Source organism: Paraburkholderia sp. GAS41 (genome assembly GCF_050436545.1).
In the GTDB taxonomy this organism is placed as follows: Bacteria; Pseudomonadota; Gammaproteobacteria; order Burkholderiales; family Burkholderiaceae; genus Paraburkholderia.
Genome location: NZ_JBNDMK010000026.1, coordinates 98,661 through 118,627, shown reverse-complemented (window position 1 = coordinate 118,627; position 19,967 = coordinate 98,661). Strand labels below are relative to the sequence as shown.

General features: G+C 60.2%; 13 protein-coding genes and 1 pseudogene. 12 read left to right on the top strand and 2 right to left on the bottom strand.

From position 1 onward, the window contains the following. Positions 1-200: 200 nt before the first annotated feature. Both P3T43_RS28825 and P3T43_RS28820 read left to right on the top strand, forming a co-directional pair. Positions 201-1,628 carry a hypothetical protein gene (locus P3T43_RS28825; protein ID WP_429284390.1) on the top strand — a complete coding sequence of 476 codons (1,428 nt, stop codon included), beginning with the start codon at positions 201-203 and terminating at the stop codon, positions 1,626-1,628. Positions 1,629-1,697: 69 nt separating this feature from the next. After that, positions 1,698-5,042: a hypothetical protein gene (locus tag P3T43_RS28820; protein WP_429284389.1), complete on the top strand. Its 3,345-nt coding sequence runs from the start codon at positions 1,698-1,700 to the stop codon at positions 5,040-5,042. 372 nt (positions 5,043-5,414) lie between these two features. On the opposite strand, the pseudogene P3T43_RS28815 reads toward P3T43_RS28820, so the two are convergent. Continuing rightward, positions 5,415-6,090 (bottom strand): annotated as a pseudogene (locus tag P3T43_RS28815) (transposase); the annotation flags it as partial. Between the two features lie 1,071 nt (positions 6,091-7,161). Between P3T43_RS28815 and P3T43_RS28810 the strand changes: the two are divergent. The 10 genes from P3T43_RS28810 (at position 7,162) to P3T43_RS28765 (ending at position 18,675) form a co-directional block, all read left to right on the top strand. Continuing rightward, positions 7,162-7,350: a hypothetical protein gene (locus tag P3T43_RS28810; RefSeq protein ID WP_429284388.1), complete on the top strand. Its 189-nt coding sequence runs from the start codon at positions 7,162-7,164 to the stop codon at positions 7,348-7,350. A gap of 357 nt (positions 7,351-7,707) precedes the next feature. Next, positions 7,708-8,514 (top strand): enoyl-CoA hydratase/isomerase family protein, encoded by an 807-nt coding sequence (locus P3T43_RS28805; protein WP_429284387.1) that lies wholly within the window; start codon positions 7,708-7,710, stop codon positions 8,512-8,514. A 9-nt stretch (positions 8,515-8,523) separates the two neighbouring features. Further along, on the top strand, positions 8,524-8,979 hold the full coding sequence (locus P3T43_RS28800; protein WP_429284386.1) for a PaaI family thioesterase: 456 nt from the start codon (positions 8,524-8,526) through the stop codon (positions 8,977-8,979). A 112-nt stretch (positions 8,980-9,091) separates the two neighbouring features. After that, positions 9,092-9,904 (top strand): AraC family transcriptional regulator, encoded by an 813-nt coding sequence (locus P3T43_RS28795; RefSeq protein WP_429284385.1) that lies wholly within the window; start codon positions 9,092-9,094, stop codon positions 9,902-9,904. Positions 9,905-10,014: 110 nt separating this feature from the next. Further along, positions 10,015-11,022: an XdhC family protein gene (locus P3T43_RS28790; RefSeq protein WP_429284384.1), complete on the top strand. Its 1,008-nt coding sequence runs from the start codon at positions 10,015-10,017 to the stop codon at positions 11,020-11,022. 256 nt (positions 11,023-11,278) lie between these two features. After that, positions 11,279-14,302: a xanthine dehydrogenase family protein molybdopterin-binding subunit gene (locus P3T43_RS28785; RefSeq protein ID WP_429284403.1), complete on the top strand. Its 3,024-nt coding sequence runs from the start codon at positions 11,279-11,281 to the stop codon at positions 14,300-14,302. Next, positions 14,299-15,120, top strand: a complete 822-nt coding sequence (locus tag P3T43_RS28780; RefSeq protein ID WP_429284383.1) for an FAD binding domain-containing protein — start codon at positions 14,299-14,301, stop codon at positions 15,118-15,120. The genes P3T43_RS28785 and P3T43_RS28780 overlap by 4 nt, the downstream gene beginning before the upstream one ends. 80 nt (positions 15,121-15,200) lie before the next feature. Next, positions 15,201-15,668 carry a (2Fe-2S)-binding protein gene (locus tag P3T43_RS28775; RefSeq protein ID WP_429284402.1) on the top strand — a complete coding sequence of 156 codons (468 nt, stop codon included), beginning with the start codon at positions 15,201-15,203 and terminating at the stop codon, positions 15,666-15,668. Then, positions 15,661-17,235 (top strand): AMP-binding protein, encoded by a 1,575-nt coding sequence (locus P3T43_RS28770; protein WP_429284382.1) that lies wholly within the window; start codon positions 15,661-15,663, stop codon positions 17,233-17,235. The genes P3T43_RS28775 and P3T43_RS28770 overlap by 8 nt, the downstream gene beginning before the upstream one ends. Positions 17,236-17,316: 81 nt before the next feature. Continuing rightward, entirely contained in the window at positions 17,317-18,675 is a 1,359-nt protein-coding gene (locus P3T43_RS28765) for an MFS transporter (protein ID WP_429284381.1), read from the top strand. A gap of 492 nt (positions 18,676-19,167) precedes the next feature. On the opposite strand, the gene P3T43_RS28760 is transcribed toward P3T43_RS28765, so the two are convergent. Continuing rightward, positions 19,168-19,938 (bottom strand): SDR family NAD(P)-dependent oxidoreductase, encoded by a 771-nt coding sequence (locus P3T43_RS28760; RefSeq protein WP_429284380.1) that lies wholly within the window; start codon positions 19,936-19,938, stop codon positions 19,168-19,170. Between the last annotated feature and the right edge of the window lie 29 nt (positions 19,939-19,967).

Genomic DNA, 19,967 nt, shown 5'->3' with positions numbered 1-19,967 from the left:
AATCCCGATGATCTGGCTTTCCGTGAATCTGGACGTCTTCATGCAAAATTCCCTGTCGATCCTGCTGCTAGAAAATTCTACCTTGAACACCCGTTAATTCTCGGGGAGACTACCTCGTTAGCTCACGGGTTCGTGGTCGAGGGCAGGCGTCAAACAAACCTAAACGGTATTGGGTTGCCAGAAGTGGCTATGTTTTATCAATGCTTTTTCTGTACTACGTGCTTAGTCAGGCGTGTTCCGATACATCATCACTGACGGCATTTCTAGGCATTGACGACTTGCCCTCTTCCTTGAACGACCTGCCGAAGCCGCTCTTAACGACGTTGTTCCTGACTTCTATTCTTCCCCATTCTCCTGTTCTGAAAAAAGTGGATGAAGTGGTGAAGAAATGGTTCGAACGGATCGGCAATATTCCTTATGAAGTGCGTGAACTGAGCGGCAAGCTCGCCAACGTGGAATTCGCGCCTCAGAAAGAGGCTATCGAACGGATTCAAGATTCGCTTGATAGTCTTGGTGTCGATAAGGACTGGCTTACATCGCCAAAACACACGTTGAAGGGAAAATGGGCGAGGACCGTCGTCCTTTATGCAACGGTTCATCAATGGCCGGAATCGCGTTTTGCACGATTCGCGGATCGCCAGCGTGCAAGACTGGCCGACTTCGATCAGCGGATTAGCAAGCTGAGCACCAATCTGACAGGCGATGCGCTGACAATGCTCGATATGAGCGAGCACGCCTCTCTGGCCATGCCGTTGAGGCAAAAATTGCTCAGCGAGATCGATGCCGTTTACAAGGATCTGTGCGACTTCGTCAGCGGAGGTGTACTCGAATCTGAATGGGCACCGAATAGCCGCTACTCGACACTGACCAGACTCGGCTTCTGCGGCGTCAGCAAACCCAATAACCCATTGCGTGTCGATGATTTCGTCCTTGTTATCGGATTGATTTTTTTCGCGGTAGTCATCGTGATTGTTCTATTGGGTGCAATCGGCGGAGCAGCCGACGCTGCACATTTCCGGCTGGCCGTTTTGCTGCCGTTGATCTATGGGATCTCGATCGCTGCGGCAATCTATCCGAAGGCCACCTGGTCGTATGCACGGATGAGAGCCGCGGATCGCCGTCCCATTGCTGCATATGCGATCTGTGGCGTGTTCGCTGTAATCGCGTCGTTCCCTGCCGCTCTGATATTGCGCATGATCTGGGTCAATACCGGTAATCCATTGGATCTACTAGTCCAGCATGGTCTCTTTTCGAATGCATTGCATGAATCGATACAACGATGGCCGTGGTACGTTGGCACGTTCTTCACCACCGTCGGCATCGCATGGGCGGCGGACAACTATTATGGCGTCGAGAATCCACCCATATGGCTGCGTTACGTTGAGGCCATCGCGTTGGCAGTGTTCTTCGTTCTCGTGCAATTCATGGTTCTGCGATTCTTCGCGAGCGAAGATAGTTTGAGAACGTTCTATGAGCAGCGGCTAGAACCGAATCGGCTCCAGATGAATATCAACTCAGCCACCATTGGGTTTTGCATCGGCTTTCTTGTACCGCACTTTTATCGGCGCAGTTGTATCGCGGCCAACCGGTCCGATGACGAGCGGCCGACACAGGCTCGTCTCGCATAACGCGTTCACGCGCGAGGCACACGGCCACGCGGGCACAGACTGCCCCAATCTTGAAAACAGGGAGCAGCAATGGCGACGGCATCTTTGAGTGGTGCACTGCATTCCACACTTTTCACGGTCGATGAGAGCACACCGATCGGCGAGAAATGGTTAGAACTGGGCTCGCTCGCCTTTTCCGGCGCGGTGCTCTCAAGTGCACAGACGATGCCGGATACGCTCGGCGCATTCCAGGTCTTCGAGAATGGCGCTATCGTCTATTCACCCGATTTCGGTGCAACATGGCTCGCGCAACCGGTTTTCGCAAAGCTGAATGCGCCCGAGGTCGCGCAAGGGCAAGATGCGAGCGGTGCTAACATCCGCGACTATCTCGGCTATCCGACGGGCGACACGTTCCCGACGTTCGAGCCCGGCGGTCAGGCGGCAATCTTCGCGCATGGCATCATCGTCGTGCGCGCCAGCGGCACCGCCTTCGTCGTCTACGGTTCGATCTACGCTCACTATGCCAGCTTCGGCAATTTAATCGAGGGCGCGTCGCGCACGCCCGTCGTCGGATTGCCGGTCTCGGACGAAGAAGCCGTGCCGGACGGCCGCCGGTCCCGCTTCGACGACGGCGACATCTACTGGAAAAGCGCGACGGGGGCGTGGGAAGTGCACGGCGAGATCCGCGATGCGTGGGAAGCACTGGGCGGCCCGACCAGCTTTCCCGGCTATCCGACAAGTGACGAAGCCGGCGTAATGACCGGAACGGTCGAAATCGGCCGCAGCAACACCTTTGAAAACGCGACGATGTTTTGGAGTGCCGCGACGGACGCATTCGAGTGTCACGGCGAGATTCTCAAGAAATACGTCGCGAGCGGTGGCCCCGCAGGCGCACTTGGCTTTCCGACGACGAACGAAACGGGGACGCCGGGGGGCGGACGCTACAACGCGTTCCAGAATGGGTTCATCGTGTGGCACGGCGGCGGCACTTACGAAGGCGCGTTCACGGTCGGCAATAGCCTTCAACTGCAACTCTACAGCTATCAGGATTCAAGCCACGACGACTTCAATGTGCAGGTGCATGTCGACGATTCACGCGGGCAGAAGGTCCGCATCCGCATGCCTTCCGGCGACGAGTATGGCAACGGCAACGTGCAATTCGATCCGCCCGTCACACTGCTCGCTGCAAACGGGCTCACCGGCGACTACACGATCGACGTCTGGATGCTGTGCATTCACGAGGTGACGATCGGCACCGACGACGAAGACGGCACGGTCACCGCGCACTTCGACATTGACAATCTGTGGGGCACGGCCGACGCGCCGCAATACGCCAACGGCGCCTTTCACGTCGACATGAAGCCGATGCCGCAGCCGCAGATCTTTGAGAGCGATCCCGCGCACTACCGCACCAATCTGTTCTGGCCATTCCATAACTGGAGCACCCACGCGCTGACCTGGACGCAGTTCAGCCAGACCTTCACGAACGTCGGCGAAGGCGACCTGGGCTTCAACGTACTGCCTTGGAACTGGCATCTGTGGGAGCGCGCTTTCTTTCAACTCGTGTATCGCGGCATTGCCTCGGGCGGCAACTGCTTCGGCATGTGCGTCGAATCGATCTATGCGCGCGATTTCCGCGCGCCCTTCGTCGAGCCGATCTACAACAGCCCGGACAACACGTACAGCCACGATAAGCTGGGCGTCGACCCCGACCCTGCGAACGCGAACGACACGGCTGTCATCGACCGCGTGAATGTCAAAATGGGCTATCAGGTCGGCGCTGACTTCATCAACTGGTTCATCGGCATGGAGGCCGCGAACGACATCCAAGATGCCGTGCTCGCCTTCAAGTCCAGCCGCGACGCCTATGCTAGCGGCGACTGGCCGATTGTCATGCTTGCCCCGAGCGCCCTGTCGCAGGATGGACACGCCGTCGTGCCGTACGATTGGCTCGTGAGCTTCGACGGCGCGCCGCCGATCGAGGCAACAGACGAGGCCATCGCCTCGCAGCCGCTCTCGAGTCAGGTGTGGATCATACGGATTGCGAACCCGAACGCGACGCCCGACAGCACGGCCGACAACGATGCCGACTGCGAGATACGGATCGCGCCGTTCGACAACACGTGGACGTTCACGGGCGCAGGTGGTAACTGGAGCGGGTCGAAGGGTTCGGACGGCCGCATTTTCTGCGCACCGTATAGCCTGCTGAACTATGAACCGGCGATGGCCGGTGACTTCATCCTCGGTCTGCTGCAGGGCCTCATGGTCGTCATCTTCAGCGGCGACGGCGAGACGCAGCAGATCACCGATGAAGCAGGACGCACCTACTTCACGCAAACCCTGGCGCCGATGCGCGCGGGCCTGTCTGCCGTTGCGCCGCAGCGCGAGATCAACCGCAACCCTCGCACGCGTATTCCCGACATGGGATTCGTGCCGACCTCTCACGGCGCCGCGCTGACCCTTGAGCATGGAGAAGCAGTGCCGCCGTACGAGATCTACAGCATCCGCCGGCCCGCTCCTGCGATGCGCTGGCCGCAGCCCGGATCGCGCCAGGTCGCTCCAAAATCGCAGTTGGTCTTGGAAGCAACGCAAACGCGTCTCTTCGCTCCGGTGCAACCTCAGAACGCGTTGACCTGGCGGATCGCCAGTGTACGCTCGTCGCCGTATCGGTGGAATCTGAGCGCTCCACGTATGTCGACCGACGTCGTCTGCGCGACAGCCACCGACGCACTCGACGAGATCCGCATCGCAGAGGCCGGCAGCGCATCGCAAACGGTTACCTTAACCGCGGATGCGAAGGCGGCGGCACGCGAATTCGAAATCATCGTCGCCGGATGGCCGGGCAACGATCGCTGCGCGAAGAAAGCATTCGGTCTCAAGAAACTTTCGCTGGCGCCCGGCAACGCGCTCAGCGCAGGCCTGAACGACAGTGGACGGGAATTGTGGCTGTACAACCCGGGCGCGACTGTCACCTGCCTGGTCGATGTCTATGCCGCGAAAGGTGACACGCCCCTCGTCGCGAATCACAACCTGACGCTCCCGGCAGGCGCGACCATGCGGCTGCGACCATCGGACTGGACCCTCGTGAGCCAGGACGCGACTTTAAACGCCGAAAGCATTGGCGACCATGGCGCTAGCCAGCCTGGCATGCAAGGTCAGAGTCACTGCCCGCAACATCACCACCACGAACAATGCGAGGACCGAACCGGCAAGATTGGCGGGCTGATGTTCGACCACTTCGGGGACTTCGAGGGCTTCATTCTCGAAACCGATGAAGGCGAGCACCGCTACTTCAGCCGCAGCAGCGAAATAAAGACCCTCGCCGAACGTGCCTGGTCCGAGCGCCTGCGGATCACGGTTATCGCGGAATCCAAAATGCCTGGACGTCCGCTAAAAATCATCGTGCGGCAACCACCCGCGCCGTTCAATCACTGAGCTTCGAAGCACGGCTTTCAGGGCACCAGACAAAAAAACAGCGAGCGCGGGTTCCCGCACCTCCGCAAGTGTCGAAACTGATATTCGAAAGCCATTGCCTGCTGCCTATTATGTCCCCTGTCGGCGCGCCTGTGCCGCGACAAAGTCACAAGCGCAGCAATGAGAGGGGCGCCGACAAGCAATGCCATAGCGACCACAACCGGGACAACATTGCCAACAATCATGACCCCGGCCATCGGGGCTACAAGTCCCACGCCCAACAAAATCTGAGGTTTGAGGATGCTCACCCTTCTCAGGCTATCGATGCTCGCAGCTTTCATCGAACTCTTCCTTGATACGCGGACAAACCACCTTTTCCTATTTTCCGATGGCCTTGCCGTCATGCCGGCGCGTAGATTGGGCATGACGAGGCCGGCGTTCGAGTAGCAGGCCGCGGGTTCGCATGACCCGATAAACCCGTTTTGCATTAACGCGAGGTTGGGCCTGCGCGTCCCGGGTTCGCCGCAACAGCGCCCACACGCCGATAGCCGTAGGTGGGCAGGTCGGCAAGCAGCCTTTGAAGCTCGGTGACCAGCGGCATGTCGTCCATGGCAGGCATCTTGCGCTGGTCGACCCACTCAGCAGCGCGCTTCGATTTGACCGCAAGATTTGAGCGCGACACACCCAGGACTTCACAGAGCGTCTTCATCGGTCGTCCCCCGGCAGCAATGGTGAGCGCAACCAATTTTTTTGCGCGGCCGTACTCCACTGCTTCGCGGAGGATTTCCACTTCCATCGTCTTCGTGCCCAGCAACCGCTGGAGTTCGCGAATCTGTTTCATCGCTTCAACCAGGTCGGACGCTGGCACCACCTGTTCGCCAGCACTCACGGCTGACTGGCTGCCATCCTGATACAGCTTGCGCCAGGCAAACACCTGGTTCGCATTCACCTGATGGCGACGGGCTACCCCGGAAACGGTCGCTCCGGGTTCGAAGGTCTCGCGCACTATCGCAAGTTTCTCCTGGACAGAGCGTCGCCGGCGCTGTTCCGGCTGGGTCAGAACCTCGATGGGTTCTACATTGGAGCTAGGCTTAAACATAGACGGAAGACTACCTTAAAATTTAAGCGTTACCTCGTGTCCGGGTTTCGACGGGGCCGTTCCACATTTAGGGCACGCGTGCTGGACGACGGGCAAGTGTCGGTGGTCGGCGCGCGGTCACTCGAGCGGCCGTTCAACTCCCGTTTGAGACGCTGGGACGGGCGAGTACCGGCGGCAGGTAAGGGGGCGACGAAGATCACAACAACTTTCTTTAGGCGGACGGCTCAGAAGAGGAGCGACCCGGCCCCGACGAAACCCAGATTGTCGGAGCCAGCTCATTACAAGCATGATGCAAGGTTTCACTCGCCTTCATCAAATCTTCAATCAATCGCTGACCAGCCGTATGGCCGCTTATAAGCGCTTCAGCCTCGCTAGCGATGGGCGCTTGCCGAATTCGGAAAGGCGTACCGGCGTGATGGGCGTGCCTTGGTGAGTTGTGGTTTGCACGACGGCGAAGAAGCCATCAGGCGCTCGCAGTTTGACGTTGCCTGAAGCAGAAGCGATAGGTTCGGCTTCAACGACAACTGAGAACGTTTGTCCCTTCACGTTATTTGACGCCTTCAATGCACAGGCTCGAGGGGGCTCGAGGTCATGAGGTCATCGAGAAGTCGCGGCAGGCAGCTGTGCAAAGGAACGGACTCACTCGACGAGACATCGAAAGCAGGGAGCCGCTTGTCCACGGCGACTGACTAGACCGACCGGGTTGATTTCGGTCAGCGTAAGCACGTTCTTGTGGATGGCCCGCTAATGGCCAACGCGATTCTGGATGCCTGCATGTCGAGAAGTTCAGACTCCACGGTAACTGAGAAGAATAATAGGTAAGCCTTGCAGTTCTGCATTGTCCGATACTTGGGCTTGGCAATAGTGTATTCGAGGGGGGGGACAGCGTCTTGATCGACTCGTAAGTCGTGTGCCAATCAAGTGGGAATTCAGCAATCACGTTTTATAAGCGTTCGGGTTGGTGCGCCAACTACAACCAACGCCAGGGTCATTCAGAAACAGGCGTGATGCTCGCAGGGCATTATCTACATGAGGAAAAACATGTTTGATTTTCTCGAAACAAGTGAAATGACGAATCGCAAGATGGGCTCAAGAAATCAGGAGCTAAAGGAAGCTTCGAAATTCTTCAACCCGTATCGCAACGTGCTGTATTCCCCGATCGCAGAGCTGGCATCGACCGTCGAAGAGCGTCCCGATGTCGCGCACGTCGCAGTTCTTGGATACAACTAGGCATGCGTCGACCATGCACGACCACTCGGCGAATGGAAGTCGAATGGCATTGCAGCGAGGCAAACTGTGTGAATGGAGACCCGTCCGTGCCATGCGGAAAATCAGACTTCTGGGTAAGTGGCTGGAATCGCGGGTAAGCGGGAGGGCAGCCATTACTCGATACTTGAATCAACGTTACAACGCCGCCCCCCGAGGTTCGCCTTTGCCAAACGATAAGTCGGTCGCGACGCATTTCGAAATCGTCTTACCTGATCGGAAGGTCTGAGCGAAGACAGTTTGTACTGATGCCATGGTCTGAACTATCGGTGCCGGATCCATGGAAACCCTGATAAATCTAGCCGGAAAAGAGGAACATTCATGAACCAGCTCGTTCACAAAGCGCAAAAGCTGCTTGCAGAACTGAATGGCTTTCGGGTCGAAATTCGCGAAGCAGATTCGCGCGCAGACATTATTCTTGATCGCCCCCCTTTCAATATCGTGTCGATGCTGCAGCGCGAACAACTCAGTAGGGTGTTCGAGGCGCTGGATGACGACCCCCGCGTGCGTGTCATCGTCGTGCGTGCGGTAGGGGAGCACTTTTCGAGCGGCGGCGACATCAAAGGGTTCATCGAGTCATCGCCGGAGCATGTGTCGAAGCTCGCCTGGAACATCGCCTCGCCGGCTCGTTGCAGCAAGCCCGTGATTGCCGCGAATCGCGGCTACTGCTTCGGCGTGGGCTTCGAGTTGTCGCTAGCCTGCGATTTCCGCATCGCAACGCAAACGACGCTCTACGCGCTACCCGAACAGAAGCTCGGACAAATCCCCGGCTCGGGCGGGTCGGCGCGTCTGCAGAAGATGGTTGGCATCGGCCGGACCAAGGATATCGTCATGCGGTCGCGCCGCATCCCTGGCGAACAGGCGTACGATTGGGGCATTGCGACGGACTGTGTCGCTGATACCGACCTGGAGACGGCTACTGACGCGCTCGTTCGCGAGCTGGTCGTGTTCTCTCCGCTCGCTCAGCGCACCGCGAAAAAGCTGCTGAACGACACAGAGGACGCTCCGCTTTCGATTGCGATCGAACTGGAAGGACACAGCTACAGCCGGCTTCGCAGTTCGGAAGATTTCCGCGAGGGCGTCGAGGCGTTTCATGAAAAGCGCAAGCCCACTTTCGTGGGACGTTGAGGACTGGCGATGGGACATGCGGACACCTCGCGGCCGGTATGGCACGGTTCCTGGACCCTCGAGCAGTTGCACGCTCTTACGCGCGGCACGCTGGTCGAACATCTCGGCATCGAGTTCTGTTCGATCGGAGAGAATTTTCTTCGTGCCCGTTTGCCGGTGCGTACGCAAACGGCGCAACGCCTGGGTTTCCTGCATGGCGGAGCGTCGCTGGCGCTTGTCGAGACGGTCGGCAGCCTCTCCAGTCAGATGTGCGTTGCTCCCGAGTTCGTCAGCCTGGGTCTCGAGATCAACGCGAATCACGTTCGCACCGTAAAACAAGGGCGAATGGTCGAGGCGACGTCCAGTCCCATTCATCTCGGACGGCAGACGCACATCTGGAGCGTGCGGGTGGAAGATGAAGATGGCAAGCTTGTCTGCGTTGCCCGACTGACAACCGCGGTCCAGCCGCGCAAAAGCCGAGTGTGAGTACCGGGAGCACAAGGGCGCCCATCGGTTGAGACGTGTTTCGTAAGAGGCGGAAGTGTCAAGCGCGATAAAAATCTATCAGGGCAGATTTGGGCGCGTCGCATTGCTGGATATGGATGCGCCGCTCGTTCAACATGCACATCACCACTGTCATTTGCTGATCAAGGCGGCGGGCCCGGATACATTCTTCGCGGTGCAGGACGAGATGCAGCCGCTATCCGCCGATACAGCGGTACTCGTCAACCCGTGGGAATCGCACGCATACAAGCACAACGGAAACGTGGAGCAGCATACCGTCATCCTGGCGATGTACATCGAACCAGACTGGCTCGCGCAGATCCAGCATCCGTTGGGCGGCGTCGGGCACCCGCAGTTCTTCCCGCGGCCCTGTGTGCCGATGTCGGCGCAGGCGCGAAAACTATCGGAGGAACTGGCGCTGGAAATGTGGTGGTCCGACAGCATCGCCTCCGGGAGACTCGAAGGGCTTCTGTGCGAACTCATGATTTCGGTTATCGATCCGGACCGAAGCTGGCGAGATCTGTCACGGCAAATGGAATTCGCCAGCCGCCGACCAAGCGATCCGCGCATTCGCAAGGCGATCGCCTGGCTTCGCGACAACACGGGCGGTGAACCGGATATGAACCGGCTCGCGGAACACTGTGGCTTGTCACGCGCACATTTCTTCGCTTTATTCCATCGCTGCACCGGCGTCACGCCGAATGTATATCTCAATGTGTTGCGCATGGAGAGTGCCATCAGGGATCTGGCGTCAGGGAAAGCTTCGCTGACGGATATCTCATACGATCTCGGCTTCTCAGCCCCAGGGCATTTCACCCGATTTTTCCGCCAGCATCTCGGCATCACGCCGAGCGAATATCGCCGCGTCGTCGAACTTTACGACGATCGCGGCGAGGTGGAGATATAGGCGCCCGTTTTTGATTCCTGGTGCCTGATCCCTGTTTTTCAGCTCAAGCCGCAGGTCGAGTTCGTCCCGCGCAGTGAGCGCGTGTCCTGTCGCATCGAACGGAGACGAAAGTGGACAGTGTTGATGTAGAAGTGCTGAGTACGGCGCTAAAATGGCAACATCGCGGCGCGGTTGTTTTTCTCGTCACGGTCGTGCGAACGTGGGGTTCCGCGCCTCGTCCCATCGGTTCGATGCTGGCCGTTCGTGAGGACGGCGCGATAAAGGGATCGGTTTCCGGCGGTTGCATCGAGGATGATCTCGCCGAGCGCGCGAGAAAAGGCTCGCTTTCGGAACGCAGACCCGAAGTCCTCCGATATGGCGTAACCGCCGACGAAGCACATCGGTTCGGTCTCCCTTGCGGCGGTACGCTGGAACTTGTCGTCGAGCCTGTCTGTCCGCAGTCGAGGTTGCTCGACGTGCTGGACAGTACGTTAAACGGCAAGACCGTGATGCGTACACTCGACGTGCTGACCGGGAAAGTAACGCTGGAACAGCTGGATGCATTGTGCCCCAGCACGTTCGATGGCCGCTATCTACAGTCGATACACGGCCCGCAATTGCGCGTCGTGTTGATCGGCGCCAGTCAGCTCGCTGAGTATGTCGCCAGGCTAGCCGTTCCGCTGGGACACGCGGTCATTGTGTGCGATCCGCGAGAGGAGTATCAGACCGTCTGGAATGTGCCCCGTACCGAGTTCAGCCGCGAAATGCCGGACGATCTGTTGCTGCGCATCGGCGTCGACTGCAATACGGCGATTGTCACCCTGACACACGATCCGAAGCTCGACGATATGGCGCTGCTGGAGGCACTGACTTCCGATGCTTTCTACGTTGGTGCCGTTGGCTCGCGAGCAAACAGCGAACGACGCAAGGCACGTCTCAGGCTCTTCGACCTGAGCGAACAGCAGATAGCGCGACTTCATGCACCCGTTGGCCTCTATATCGGCGCTCTGACTCCTCCGGAAATCGCAGTGTCCATCATTGCGGAAATGACGGCCATTCGCCGCAACGTCCCCATCCTCCAGCGACATTCGATGCGCGAAACGCGCGAGCTCGATTTGATGGCGACTGCTGCCGCTTGAATCGAAAGAGGCTCATCGAAAAGCATCAGACTGCAGGGTAAATCGCACGATCACCGGGTAAAGCGATTCCGCATAACCGGCATTACATTGTAGTTAACGAAGCATGCTGATTTGCCCCGTACCAGATGGCAAGAAGGCATTACGCGGATGTACGGACAGATGTCGTACGCCTCTGACTTCATGGGTCGCACCGAACGGTCCATAGCGTTATTCATCCATGCAGGAGACACGCGTGAGCGAAACCGAAACCGGGCTCCTGGTCGAACAGGAAGCTCGTCCAGAATCCACAGTCGATGCATCGAGCGACGACCGGCGATCACGTCGTCATGTCGGTCGGCCGATGGAGCGCCTCGAAGATGCAGCGATCCTGACGGGACGTGGTCGCTACGGCGACGATATCGCTGTGAAGCCCGGCACCCTGCATGCGGCCGTTCTCAGGTCTCCTCATCCACACGCGGAGATAACAGGCATCGATGTGACGGCTGCGCTTGCGCAGAAAGGCGTGCACGCCGTACTGACCGGCGATGATGTGCGCGAGTGGTCTCAACCGTTCGTCGTCGGCGTCAAGTCACCGATGGAGCATTGGGCACTTGCGATCGACCGCGTGCGATACAGCGGCGAACCTGTGGCAGTGGTCGTCGCGGAATCGCGGGCACTGGCCGAGGATGGGCTCGAGCATATCAAGGTCGAATACGCGCCGTTGCCGCCCGTCACTTCAATCGAGGCAGCCATTGCCGACGATGCGCCCATCCTTCACACGAAGGTTGGAACGAACGTGGTAAGCGACCGGCATTTCCGCTACGGCGACCCCGAAGCGGCCTTCGCGAAGGCACCGCATCGGGTGACGCTCGAAGCGCACTATCCGCGCAACACCTGCACGCCGATCGAATGCGCGGTGGTGGTCGCGGAGTGTCTGGCGGGCAACGAAGGGTATGAGGTCACATCGAACTTCATGGGGCCTTTCTCGTTGCACGCTGTCATGTCCATGGCGCTCAAGATTCCCGCCAACCGGTTGCGGCACAAGGCGCCGCGCGACTCGGGAGGCAGCTTCGGCGTCAAGCAGGCGGTATTCCCCTACGTGGTGCTGATGTGTCTCGCGTCACGCAAGGCGGGTGCGCCGGTCAAGTGGGTCGAGGACCGGCTCGAGCATCTGAGTGCCGCCACATCGGCAACGGCGCGTCTGACGAAGATCGAGGCCGCTGTCGAGAGCGATGGCCTCATCACGGCGCTTTCCTACGATCAGATCGAGGACTGCGGCGGTTATCTGCGTGCGCCGGAGCCGGCGACCTTCTATCGGATGCACGGGTGCCTCACGGGCGCGTATGCGATTCCCAATCTGCTCGTGCGCAACCGCGTGGCGCTGACCACCAGAACGCCAACCGGCCTCGTGCGCGGTTTCGGCGGCCCGCAGGTCTACTTTGCGCTAGAGCGGCTCCTGCAGCGCATTTCGATCGAACTGAAGCTCGATATTCTGGATGTCTACCGTCGCAACTTCATCCCCGCCGATGCGTTTCCGTATCGCACGCCATCGGGCGCGCTCTACGATTCGGGCAACTATCAGGAAGCGCTGAGACGCGCGCTGTCGGACGGCGGCTATGACGAGCTGGTCGCACGACGCAAAGCCGCGCGCAGCGAGGGGCGGCTTTATGGCATCGGCTTCGCGGCGATCATCGAGCCTTCCGTCTCGAACATGGGCTATATCTCGACCGTGCTTCCCGTGGAGGCACGGCGCAAGGCCGGCCCGAAGAGCGGCGCGATCTCCAGTGCGACCGTGAGCGTCGACCTGTTGGGCGGCGTGGTCGTCACGGTGGCGTCGACGCCCGCCGGACAGGGGCACATGACCGTGTGCGCGCAGGTCGTGGCCGACGTGCTTGGGCTCGATCCGGGCGACATCGTCGTCAACGTCGAATTCGACACGCACAAGGATGCGTGGTCGGTGGCGTCGGGCAACTACTCAAGCCGCTTTGCCGGGGCCGTGGCGGGAACCGTTCATCTGGCGGCCATGCGCGTGAGAGACAAGCTTGCGCGCATCGTCGCGAAGCAGTTCGGCTGCGCGCCGGAGCAGATCACGTTTGAAGGCGGCGGCATCGTGCCCATGGGCGACAAAAAGAGGGCGTTGCCCTTCAATCGCGCCGCGAGCAACGCACCGCACTGGGCGCCCGCGCTCCTGCCTGAAGGTGAGGAACCCGGCCTGCGCGAAACGGTTTTCTGGACGCCTCCGAACATGGAGCCGCCCGACGAGCAGGACCGGATCAATACATCGGCATGCTACGGCTTCGCATTCGACATGTGCGGCGTGGAGATCGATCGCCTGACTGGCCGTGTCCGGATCGACCGCTATGTGACGGCGCACGATGCCGGCACATTGCTGAACCCGGCGCTGGCGGACGGGCAGATTCGCGGCGCCTTTGCACAGGGACTCGGCGCAGCGCTGCTGGAGGAATTCAGGTACGGCGCAGACGGCAGCTTCCAGTCGGGCACGCTCGCGGATTACCTGATGCCCACGACCTGCGAAGTCCCGGATCCGTTGATCGTGCATCTCGAAACGCCGTCGCCATTTACGCCACTGGGGGCGAAGGGGCTCGGCGAGGGCAACAACATGAGCACGCCGCCGTGCATCGGCAATGCAGTCGCCGACGCGTTGGGCGTCGAGGATGTGCGGCTACCGCTCACTCCCGCGAAGGTGCTCGCGTTCATCGGCATCGACGATCCAGAGCCGTCGCGGCCCGAGTATCGCGAGGCGGCTCCAAAGAAAAAGACGGCTGGCGGAGGAAAGGCGCTCACGGCGCAAGGCACGGTCGAGCTGGCGGCAACGCCTGAGGCGGTATTCGCGGTTCTCATGGACCCGGTTGCACTCGCCAGGGTGGTGCCCGGCTGCAATGCGCTCGAAGCGACAGGCGCGAATCAGTATCGCGCGGATGTCACGGTCGGCGTCGGCATGATCAAGGCGCGGTTCGAGGCGAGGATCGGGCTCTCCGATATCGAAGCACCGCGCAGGCTTCGGCTCGCGGGCGCAGGTATTTCGCCGCTCGGTACGGCGAAGGGCGAGGGACTCGTCGAACTCACGCCAACGCCCAAAGGCACGTTGCTGACGTATGACTACGAAGCACAGGTCTCAGGCAAGGTTGCGGCCGTCGGTAGCCGGATGCTGGAAGGCGCCGCCAAGGTGGTGCTGACCCAGCTCTTCGAATCGCTCGGCAGGCAGGCCGCGGGCAAGCCCGTCGGTGGTGGCGGCTCCTGGTTGCGGAAGCTGCTGGCCCGGTTCCCGAGGAAAGCATGAAGCCATCGCAATTCAGTTATCTGCGTGCAGAAAGCATGCAGCATGCGCTCGAGGCGCTGCATCACGGCGGCGCGGATGCCCGCATCATGGCCGGCGGCCAATCGTTGATGGCCGTCCTCAACATGCGGCTGTCGCAGCCGCGCTGGATCGTCGACGTATCACGCACGGATGATCTGAATGTCGTCGAAGTCGATACGGCGGGCGGTTACCTCGTCGTCAAGGCCGCCGCGACACAGGGCAGCGTGGAGTGGCGCAAAACACTCGAGCAGGAAGTGCCGCTGCTGCGCCACACCTTTCCCTACATCTCGCACTTCCAGATCAGGAACCGGGGCACCGTATGCGGGTCGGTCGCGCATGCCGATCCGAGCGCCGAACTGCCGCTCGTACTCGCGACGCTTGGCGGAGACGTGATGCTGCGCTCGAAAAAGAAGAAGCGGCTTCTGCCCGCCGACGCGTTCTTCCAAGGAATGCTGATGACCGCCCGCGAGCCAGACGAACTCGTCGAGGCGGTGCGCTTCCCGCTCAGGAAACCGGGCGAGCGCTTCGCGTTCACGGAGTTCTCGGCGAGACATGGAGACTTTGCACTGGTGGCATGCGCGGCGGTCGTCACCGACGACTCGATTCGCATTGGCGTGGGCGGTGTGGCCGACCGGCCCGTCGTCGAACAACTTCCCAGACTGACCGGCGACGATCTGCGCGCGGCACTCAACGACTTTGCGTGGAAGCTGGGCGCGCAGGACGACGCGCATGTGAGCGCGAGTCATCGCAGGCATCTCGTTCGGCATCTCGGATGGAAAGTGATACAGGAGGCAATGTGAGAAAAGGAAAGGACAGTAATCCGCTGCACGATGCGCATCAAGCAGAAGCGCTGTACAGCGTGACGGTGAATCTGAACGGGATGTCGCGAAGCGGCGCATGCGAACCGCGCGAGCTGCTTTCCGATTTCATCCGACACGAACTCGGGGCGACCGGAACCCATGTCGGCTGCGAGCACGGCGTATGTGGCGCGTGTACGGTTCATGTCGACGGCGTGGCATCGCGTTCCTGCCTGATGCTCGCTGTGCAGGCGGACGGCCGGCGTATCGATACCGTCGAGGGGCTGTCCTCTGGCAGTACGCTCAGTGATCTGCAAGCGGCCTTCCAGCGGCACCACGCGCTTCAGTGCGGGTTCTGCACTGCGGGCATCCTGATGTCGTGTGCCGACTATCTGCAACGCGTAACGAATCCGAGCGAGGAACAGGTGCGAGAAATGTTGTCGGGACACATCTGCCGATGTACTGGCTATACCCCCATTGTGAAGGCCGTACTGGAAGTGGCCGCCTTGCGACGTGATAACGAGAACGCAAAGGAGGTGAGCCATGCTTGACTTGGGTCGGACATTTCTGCAGGCAGTCGAGCGTAGCCCGAATGCGCTCGCGATCGTCGATGGCGATGTGGAACTGACGTATTCACAGTGGTATGCGCAAATCGGCCGCGTCGCTGCGGGTCTGCGGAACGCCGGGCTCGAACGCGGCGACAGGTTGATTGTCGTGCTTCAGAACCGCTGGGAAATGGCGACGCTGCATTGGGCCTGTCAGTTCGCCGGCATCGTGATCGTGCCTGTCAACTGGCGCACCAAACCGGAAGAGCTCGACCACACGATTGCCGACGCAGGCGCCAGGGTCGTGATCTACGAACCCGCATCGGCCGATGCGGTCATCACAAGCGAAGCCGCCCAAACGACGATTCGCATCGGTCTCGATCAGGCCGGCGGCGCGACCTGCAGCTTCGAGGCGCTGGTAGCGAAGCCCGAACAGGAGGCTGCCGCACTCGCGCTGCAGCCAGCCGCATCGGCCGACGATTACTCGGTGATGCTCTACACCTCCGGCACGACAGGTTTGGCCAAGGGCGTTCCGCGCCGGCATCGTCATGAGCGCGCGGCGGCCCTCGCGCATGTCGCGCAGAACCTGTATCGGCGCGGTGAACACACACTCGGCGTGATGCCCCTCTATCACACGATGGGCGTGCGCTCATTGATTGCGATGGCGATGGTCGACGGTGCATTTGTATGCGTGCGCCGCTGGAACGCTTCCTTTGCGCTGCATTCCATCGCGAAGTACGGAATCACCTGTCTCTATCTGGTGCCGACGCTGTATCACGATCTGCTCGCGGCGCCTGAATTTGCACAAACGGACACGGGTTCGATCACGAAGCTCGGCTTTGCCGGCGCGCCCATGAACGATGGCTTGCTCAAGCGCTGCGCGGCCGCATTCAAGCCCGACCTGTTTGTGAATCACTATGGCTCGTCCGAGGTGTATACCTTCAGTGTCGATCAGGATGCGACGCGAAAGCCGGGCAGTGCTGGGCGCGCAGGCCTCAACACGCGCTTGCGAGTGATCGACCTCGACGCATCGAGTCCCGATGCATTGGCGTGCACGGATGAGGAAGGGCAGATCATCGCCGAACTGGCAGGAGACGAAGCCTTCGAAGGCTACTGGAAGCGTCCCGATGCAGATGCCAAAGCGATCAGGAATGGCTGGTACTTCACGGGCGACACGGGCTATCTGGACGCGGAGGGGGATCTCTATGTGACGGGCCGCGTCGACGACATGATCATCAGCGGTGGCGAGAACATCTCTCCCGTCGACATCGAATCGATTCTCTCGTTGCATCCTGCGGTAGATGAGGTAGCGGTCGTCGGCCTGAAGGACGAGCGTTGGGGCCAGAAAGTGGTGGCTTTCATCAAGCGCTCATGCGCGGTCGACGGGATGGCACTCGACGACTTTTGCCGGACATCGGATCTGGTCAATTTCAAACGGCCGCGCGAATACATCTTCGTGGATGCGATACCAAAGTCGCCGGTGGGAAAGATCCTGAGGCGCAAGCTATCTAGTGGCGAATACGTACACGAGAATGGCGTGGCGAACGCGGAGGACGCCAACAAGCCGATTTGATTCGCACGCGAAAAAATAAAAACAAGTCACGATTGTAAATATCGTATTCCTAATTAAATTGAACAGTGAATGGAGATCGTCATGGAAGAAGTGTTGAGAAATGACAGCATGGTCACCCGTGTGGGCAGCAGGCAGGTTCTCGCAGCCGTCACCGCCTCATGTCTTGGCTGGGCGCTGGACCTGTTCGACCTTTTCGTCGTGCTGTTTGTCGCGCCCGTGATCGGGAAGCTCTTCTTTCCATCGACGAACTCGATGCTCTCGCTCGCGGCGGTTTATGCGTCCTTTGCTGTCACCCTGTTGATGCGGCCGCTCGGCTCCGCCATTTTCGGATCGTTGGCCGACCAGCATGGGCGCAAGCGATCGATGATCATTTCCGTCGTAGGCGTGGGCCTCTCGACTGCGGCATTCGGATTGCTGCCGACCGTTCAACAGGCGGGTGTCGTCGCGCCGGTTCTTTTTCTGGTGCTGCGTCTGGTTCAGGGCGTGTTTGTCGGCGGTGTGGTCGCATCGACGCATACCATCGGTACGGAGACGGTGAGCTCGAAGTATCGAGGGGCCGTCTCCGGATTCGTCGGCGGAGGCGGCGCGGGACTTGGCGCGCTGCTGGCTTCGCTGGTCTATCTGGCGGTGTCGGCGGCGTTTCCCGGTTCGCAATTCGAAGTATGGGGATGGCGATGCATGTTCTTCGCCGGCATTGTGAGTTCGTTTCTGGGCGTATTCGTGTTCAACAGCCTTGAGGAGTCTCCCGTGTGGGCTGTGCTTGCTGCTGGAAAGCGCAAGGCCGCGCCTGTCGCGGCTCGCGATGAACAAAAGCCGGTCACGTCGCCCGTTCGACTGCTGTTTTCGAAGCAGTATCGCGCGATTCTGCTCGTGAACCTGCTGCTCACGATCGGCGGCGGGAGCGGCTACTATCTGACCTCGGGGTTCCTGCCCACCTTCCTCAAGGTCGTGAATCAGACGCCCAGCAGCGTTGCGGGTCTGATTCTCATGATATCGAGCGTGGCCGTGATCGTCGCATCGACGGCGGCAGGGCATCTGAGCACGCTCATTGGGCGCAAGCGTAGTTTCATCTGGCTCGGCGTGGCGCGGCTCGTTTGCTTCCCGCTGCTCTTCATCGCGATGGCGCGGACAGGCGACGTCGTCATGATCGGCGCCTGCGCGGTGCTGCTGAGTGCGTTGGGAAGCGCCAGTTACGCGCCGATCCTCATCTTCCTCAATGAACGTTTTCCGACCGCAATCCGGGCATCGGGCACCGGCCTTTCGTGGAATATGGGCTTCGCGATTGGCGGCATGATGCCTACGCTGGTTTCTGTTCTTGCTCGCACACCGGCTGATCTGCCGATCGTGCTGGCCGTGTGTCTGGCTGCCGTGAGTGTACTTTACCTGATCGGTGCGTTCGTTATACCCGAGACTCAAGGCAACCTTACGCACGATACCTGATCGGAACTGCCACGCGAGGCGTGCAATGCGATGCTACTTGCATTTGCACCGCGCGTGGTGACGCAGGTGCCATGATCGTTGCACATCTGGCGATGTACCTGGCATATGCAGCTTACGGCGAGCCGAAGCCGTCGAGCCGCCCCATGCGCAGAACTCAATGTCGACACGGGAGCGCTCGTCGATACTCTTGGGGCGCTCCCGGTGCCAGACGCCGCGAACGATCTTGCTGGCCGATCTCCTTTTTTAAGCCGCCGTATCCACCGACTCATCAGATCTGGAACCGGCCATTGGACGCGCGCCGGGTCGGATGGCCGTTCTGGGTCGATTTGGTGCGCTCGCCGTCGGCCCGGGCTCGGCCATAGAGCGTCATTCGCCAGAGCCATCGACCGGACGTTTGGAGGTCGACTCCGCGTCGGCAAGCGGCCGTTCAATTTGCAAGAGGAAACGTTGCTCTATCGGTCGAAGTTGTCGTCCACGACCGGCCACTGACGCTTACGCCAGCAAATGGACATTGGAGAGTTTCTCGCATAGTGCGATGAGCCGGTGCTGGAGGATAGCGTCCTCCGCCTGCGGGTTTGGAGCGAGCGGCCGCAGGTGATAAAAGTACTCGCCGGTCACCTGAGCTTCCGGATCGTCACTGGTCGCGAGCCAGGCTTGGGTGCGATGTGCCTGATCCATGTCGTCGGGCGCACCGGGACCGCCCATCCGGGTAGGTACCCAGCCGGGTTCAAGCGCATTAGAAAAAACATCGGGCCAGCGACGGGCGATCGCGAATGCCAACATTGCATCATGCAGTTTGCTCTCGGCATAGGCCGCGGATCCGTTCCAGCGACGTTTGCGCCAGAGGAGGTCGTCGAGATTGGCGTCGGCGTGGTGGTGCATTCCCGAGCTCAGATAGACGAGCCGCTCCGGCTTCTCGATCAGCGCGGTCAGAATATAGGCGGACAATGTGTTAGTCGCGAAGACGTGCGGCAGACCGTCGGTGGTGAGGCGCTGGCCTTCGCGGTAGCCGACGGCGGCATTGTGGATGACCGCATCGAAGCGGCCGAGTTCGTTGACGCACGCAGCAAGCGCCTTGGCCCCGGCGATGGTTTCAAGGTCGCCCACGACTACGGCCTCGGCCTTGGGTAACGCTCGCCGGGCAACTTCCGCGCGGGCGGCGTTCCTGGCATGCAGGACAACCTGGTGTCCTTGTGTCACAAGCAGCTCCGCGGCCATGAAGCCGAGGCCTGTGGACGAACCGGAAATGAATATGCGTGCCATGTGAATTCTCCTGTACTGATTGGCGAACC

Coding starts and splice junctions, on each gene's coding strand:
- P3T43_RS28825 (WP_429284390.1), top strand. CDS start 201: ATGCTTTTTCTGTACTACGTGCTTAGTCAGGCGTGTTCCGATACATCA.
- P3T43_RS28820 (WP_429284389.1), top strand. CDS start 1,698: ATGGCGACGGCATCTTTGAGTGGTGCACTGCATTCCACACTTTTCACG.
- P3T43_RS28810 (WP_429284388.1), top strand. CDS start 7,162: ATGTTTGATTTTCTCGAAACAAGTGAAATGACGAATCGCAAGATGGGC.
- P3T43_RS28805 (WP_429284387.1), top strand. CDS start 7,708: ATGAACCAGCTCGTTCACAAAGCGCAAAAGCTGCTTGCAGAACTGAAT.
- P3T43_RS28800 (WP_429284386.1), top strand. CDS start 8,524: ATGGGACATGCGGACACCTCGCGGCCGGTATGGCACGGTTCCTGGACC.
- P3T43_RS28795 (WP_429284385.1), top strand. CDS start 9,092: ATGGATGCGCCGCTCGTTCAACATGCACATCACCACTGTCATTTGCTG.
- P3T43_RS28780 (WP_429284383.1), top strand. CDS start 14,299: ATGAAGCCATCGCAATTCAGTTATCTGCGTGCAGAAAGCATGCAGCAT.
- P3T43_RS28775 (WP_429284402.1), top strand. CDS start 15,201: ATGTCGCGAAGCGGCGCATGCGAACCGCGCGAGCTGCTTTCCGATTTC.
- P3T43_RS28770 (WP_429284382.1), top strand. CDS start 15,661: ATGCTTGACTTGGGTCGGACATTTCTGCAGGCAGTCGAGCGTAGCCCG.
- P3T43_RS28765 (WP_429284381.1), top strand. CDS start 17,317: ATGGAAGAAGTGTTGAGAAATGACAGCATGGTCACCCGTGTGGGCAGC.
- P3T43_RS28760 (WP_429284380.1), bottom strand. CDS start 19,938: ATGGCACGCATATTCATTTCCGGTTCGTCCACAGGCCTCGGCTTCATG.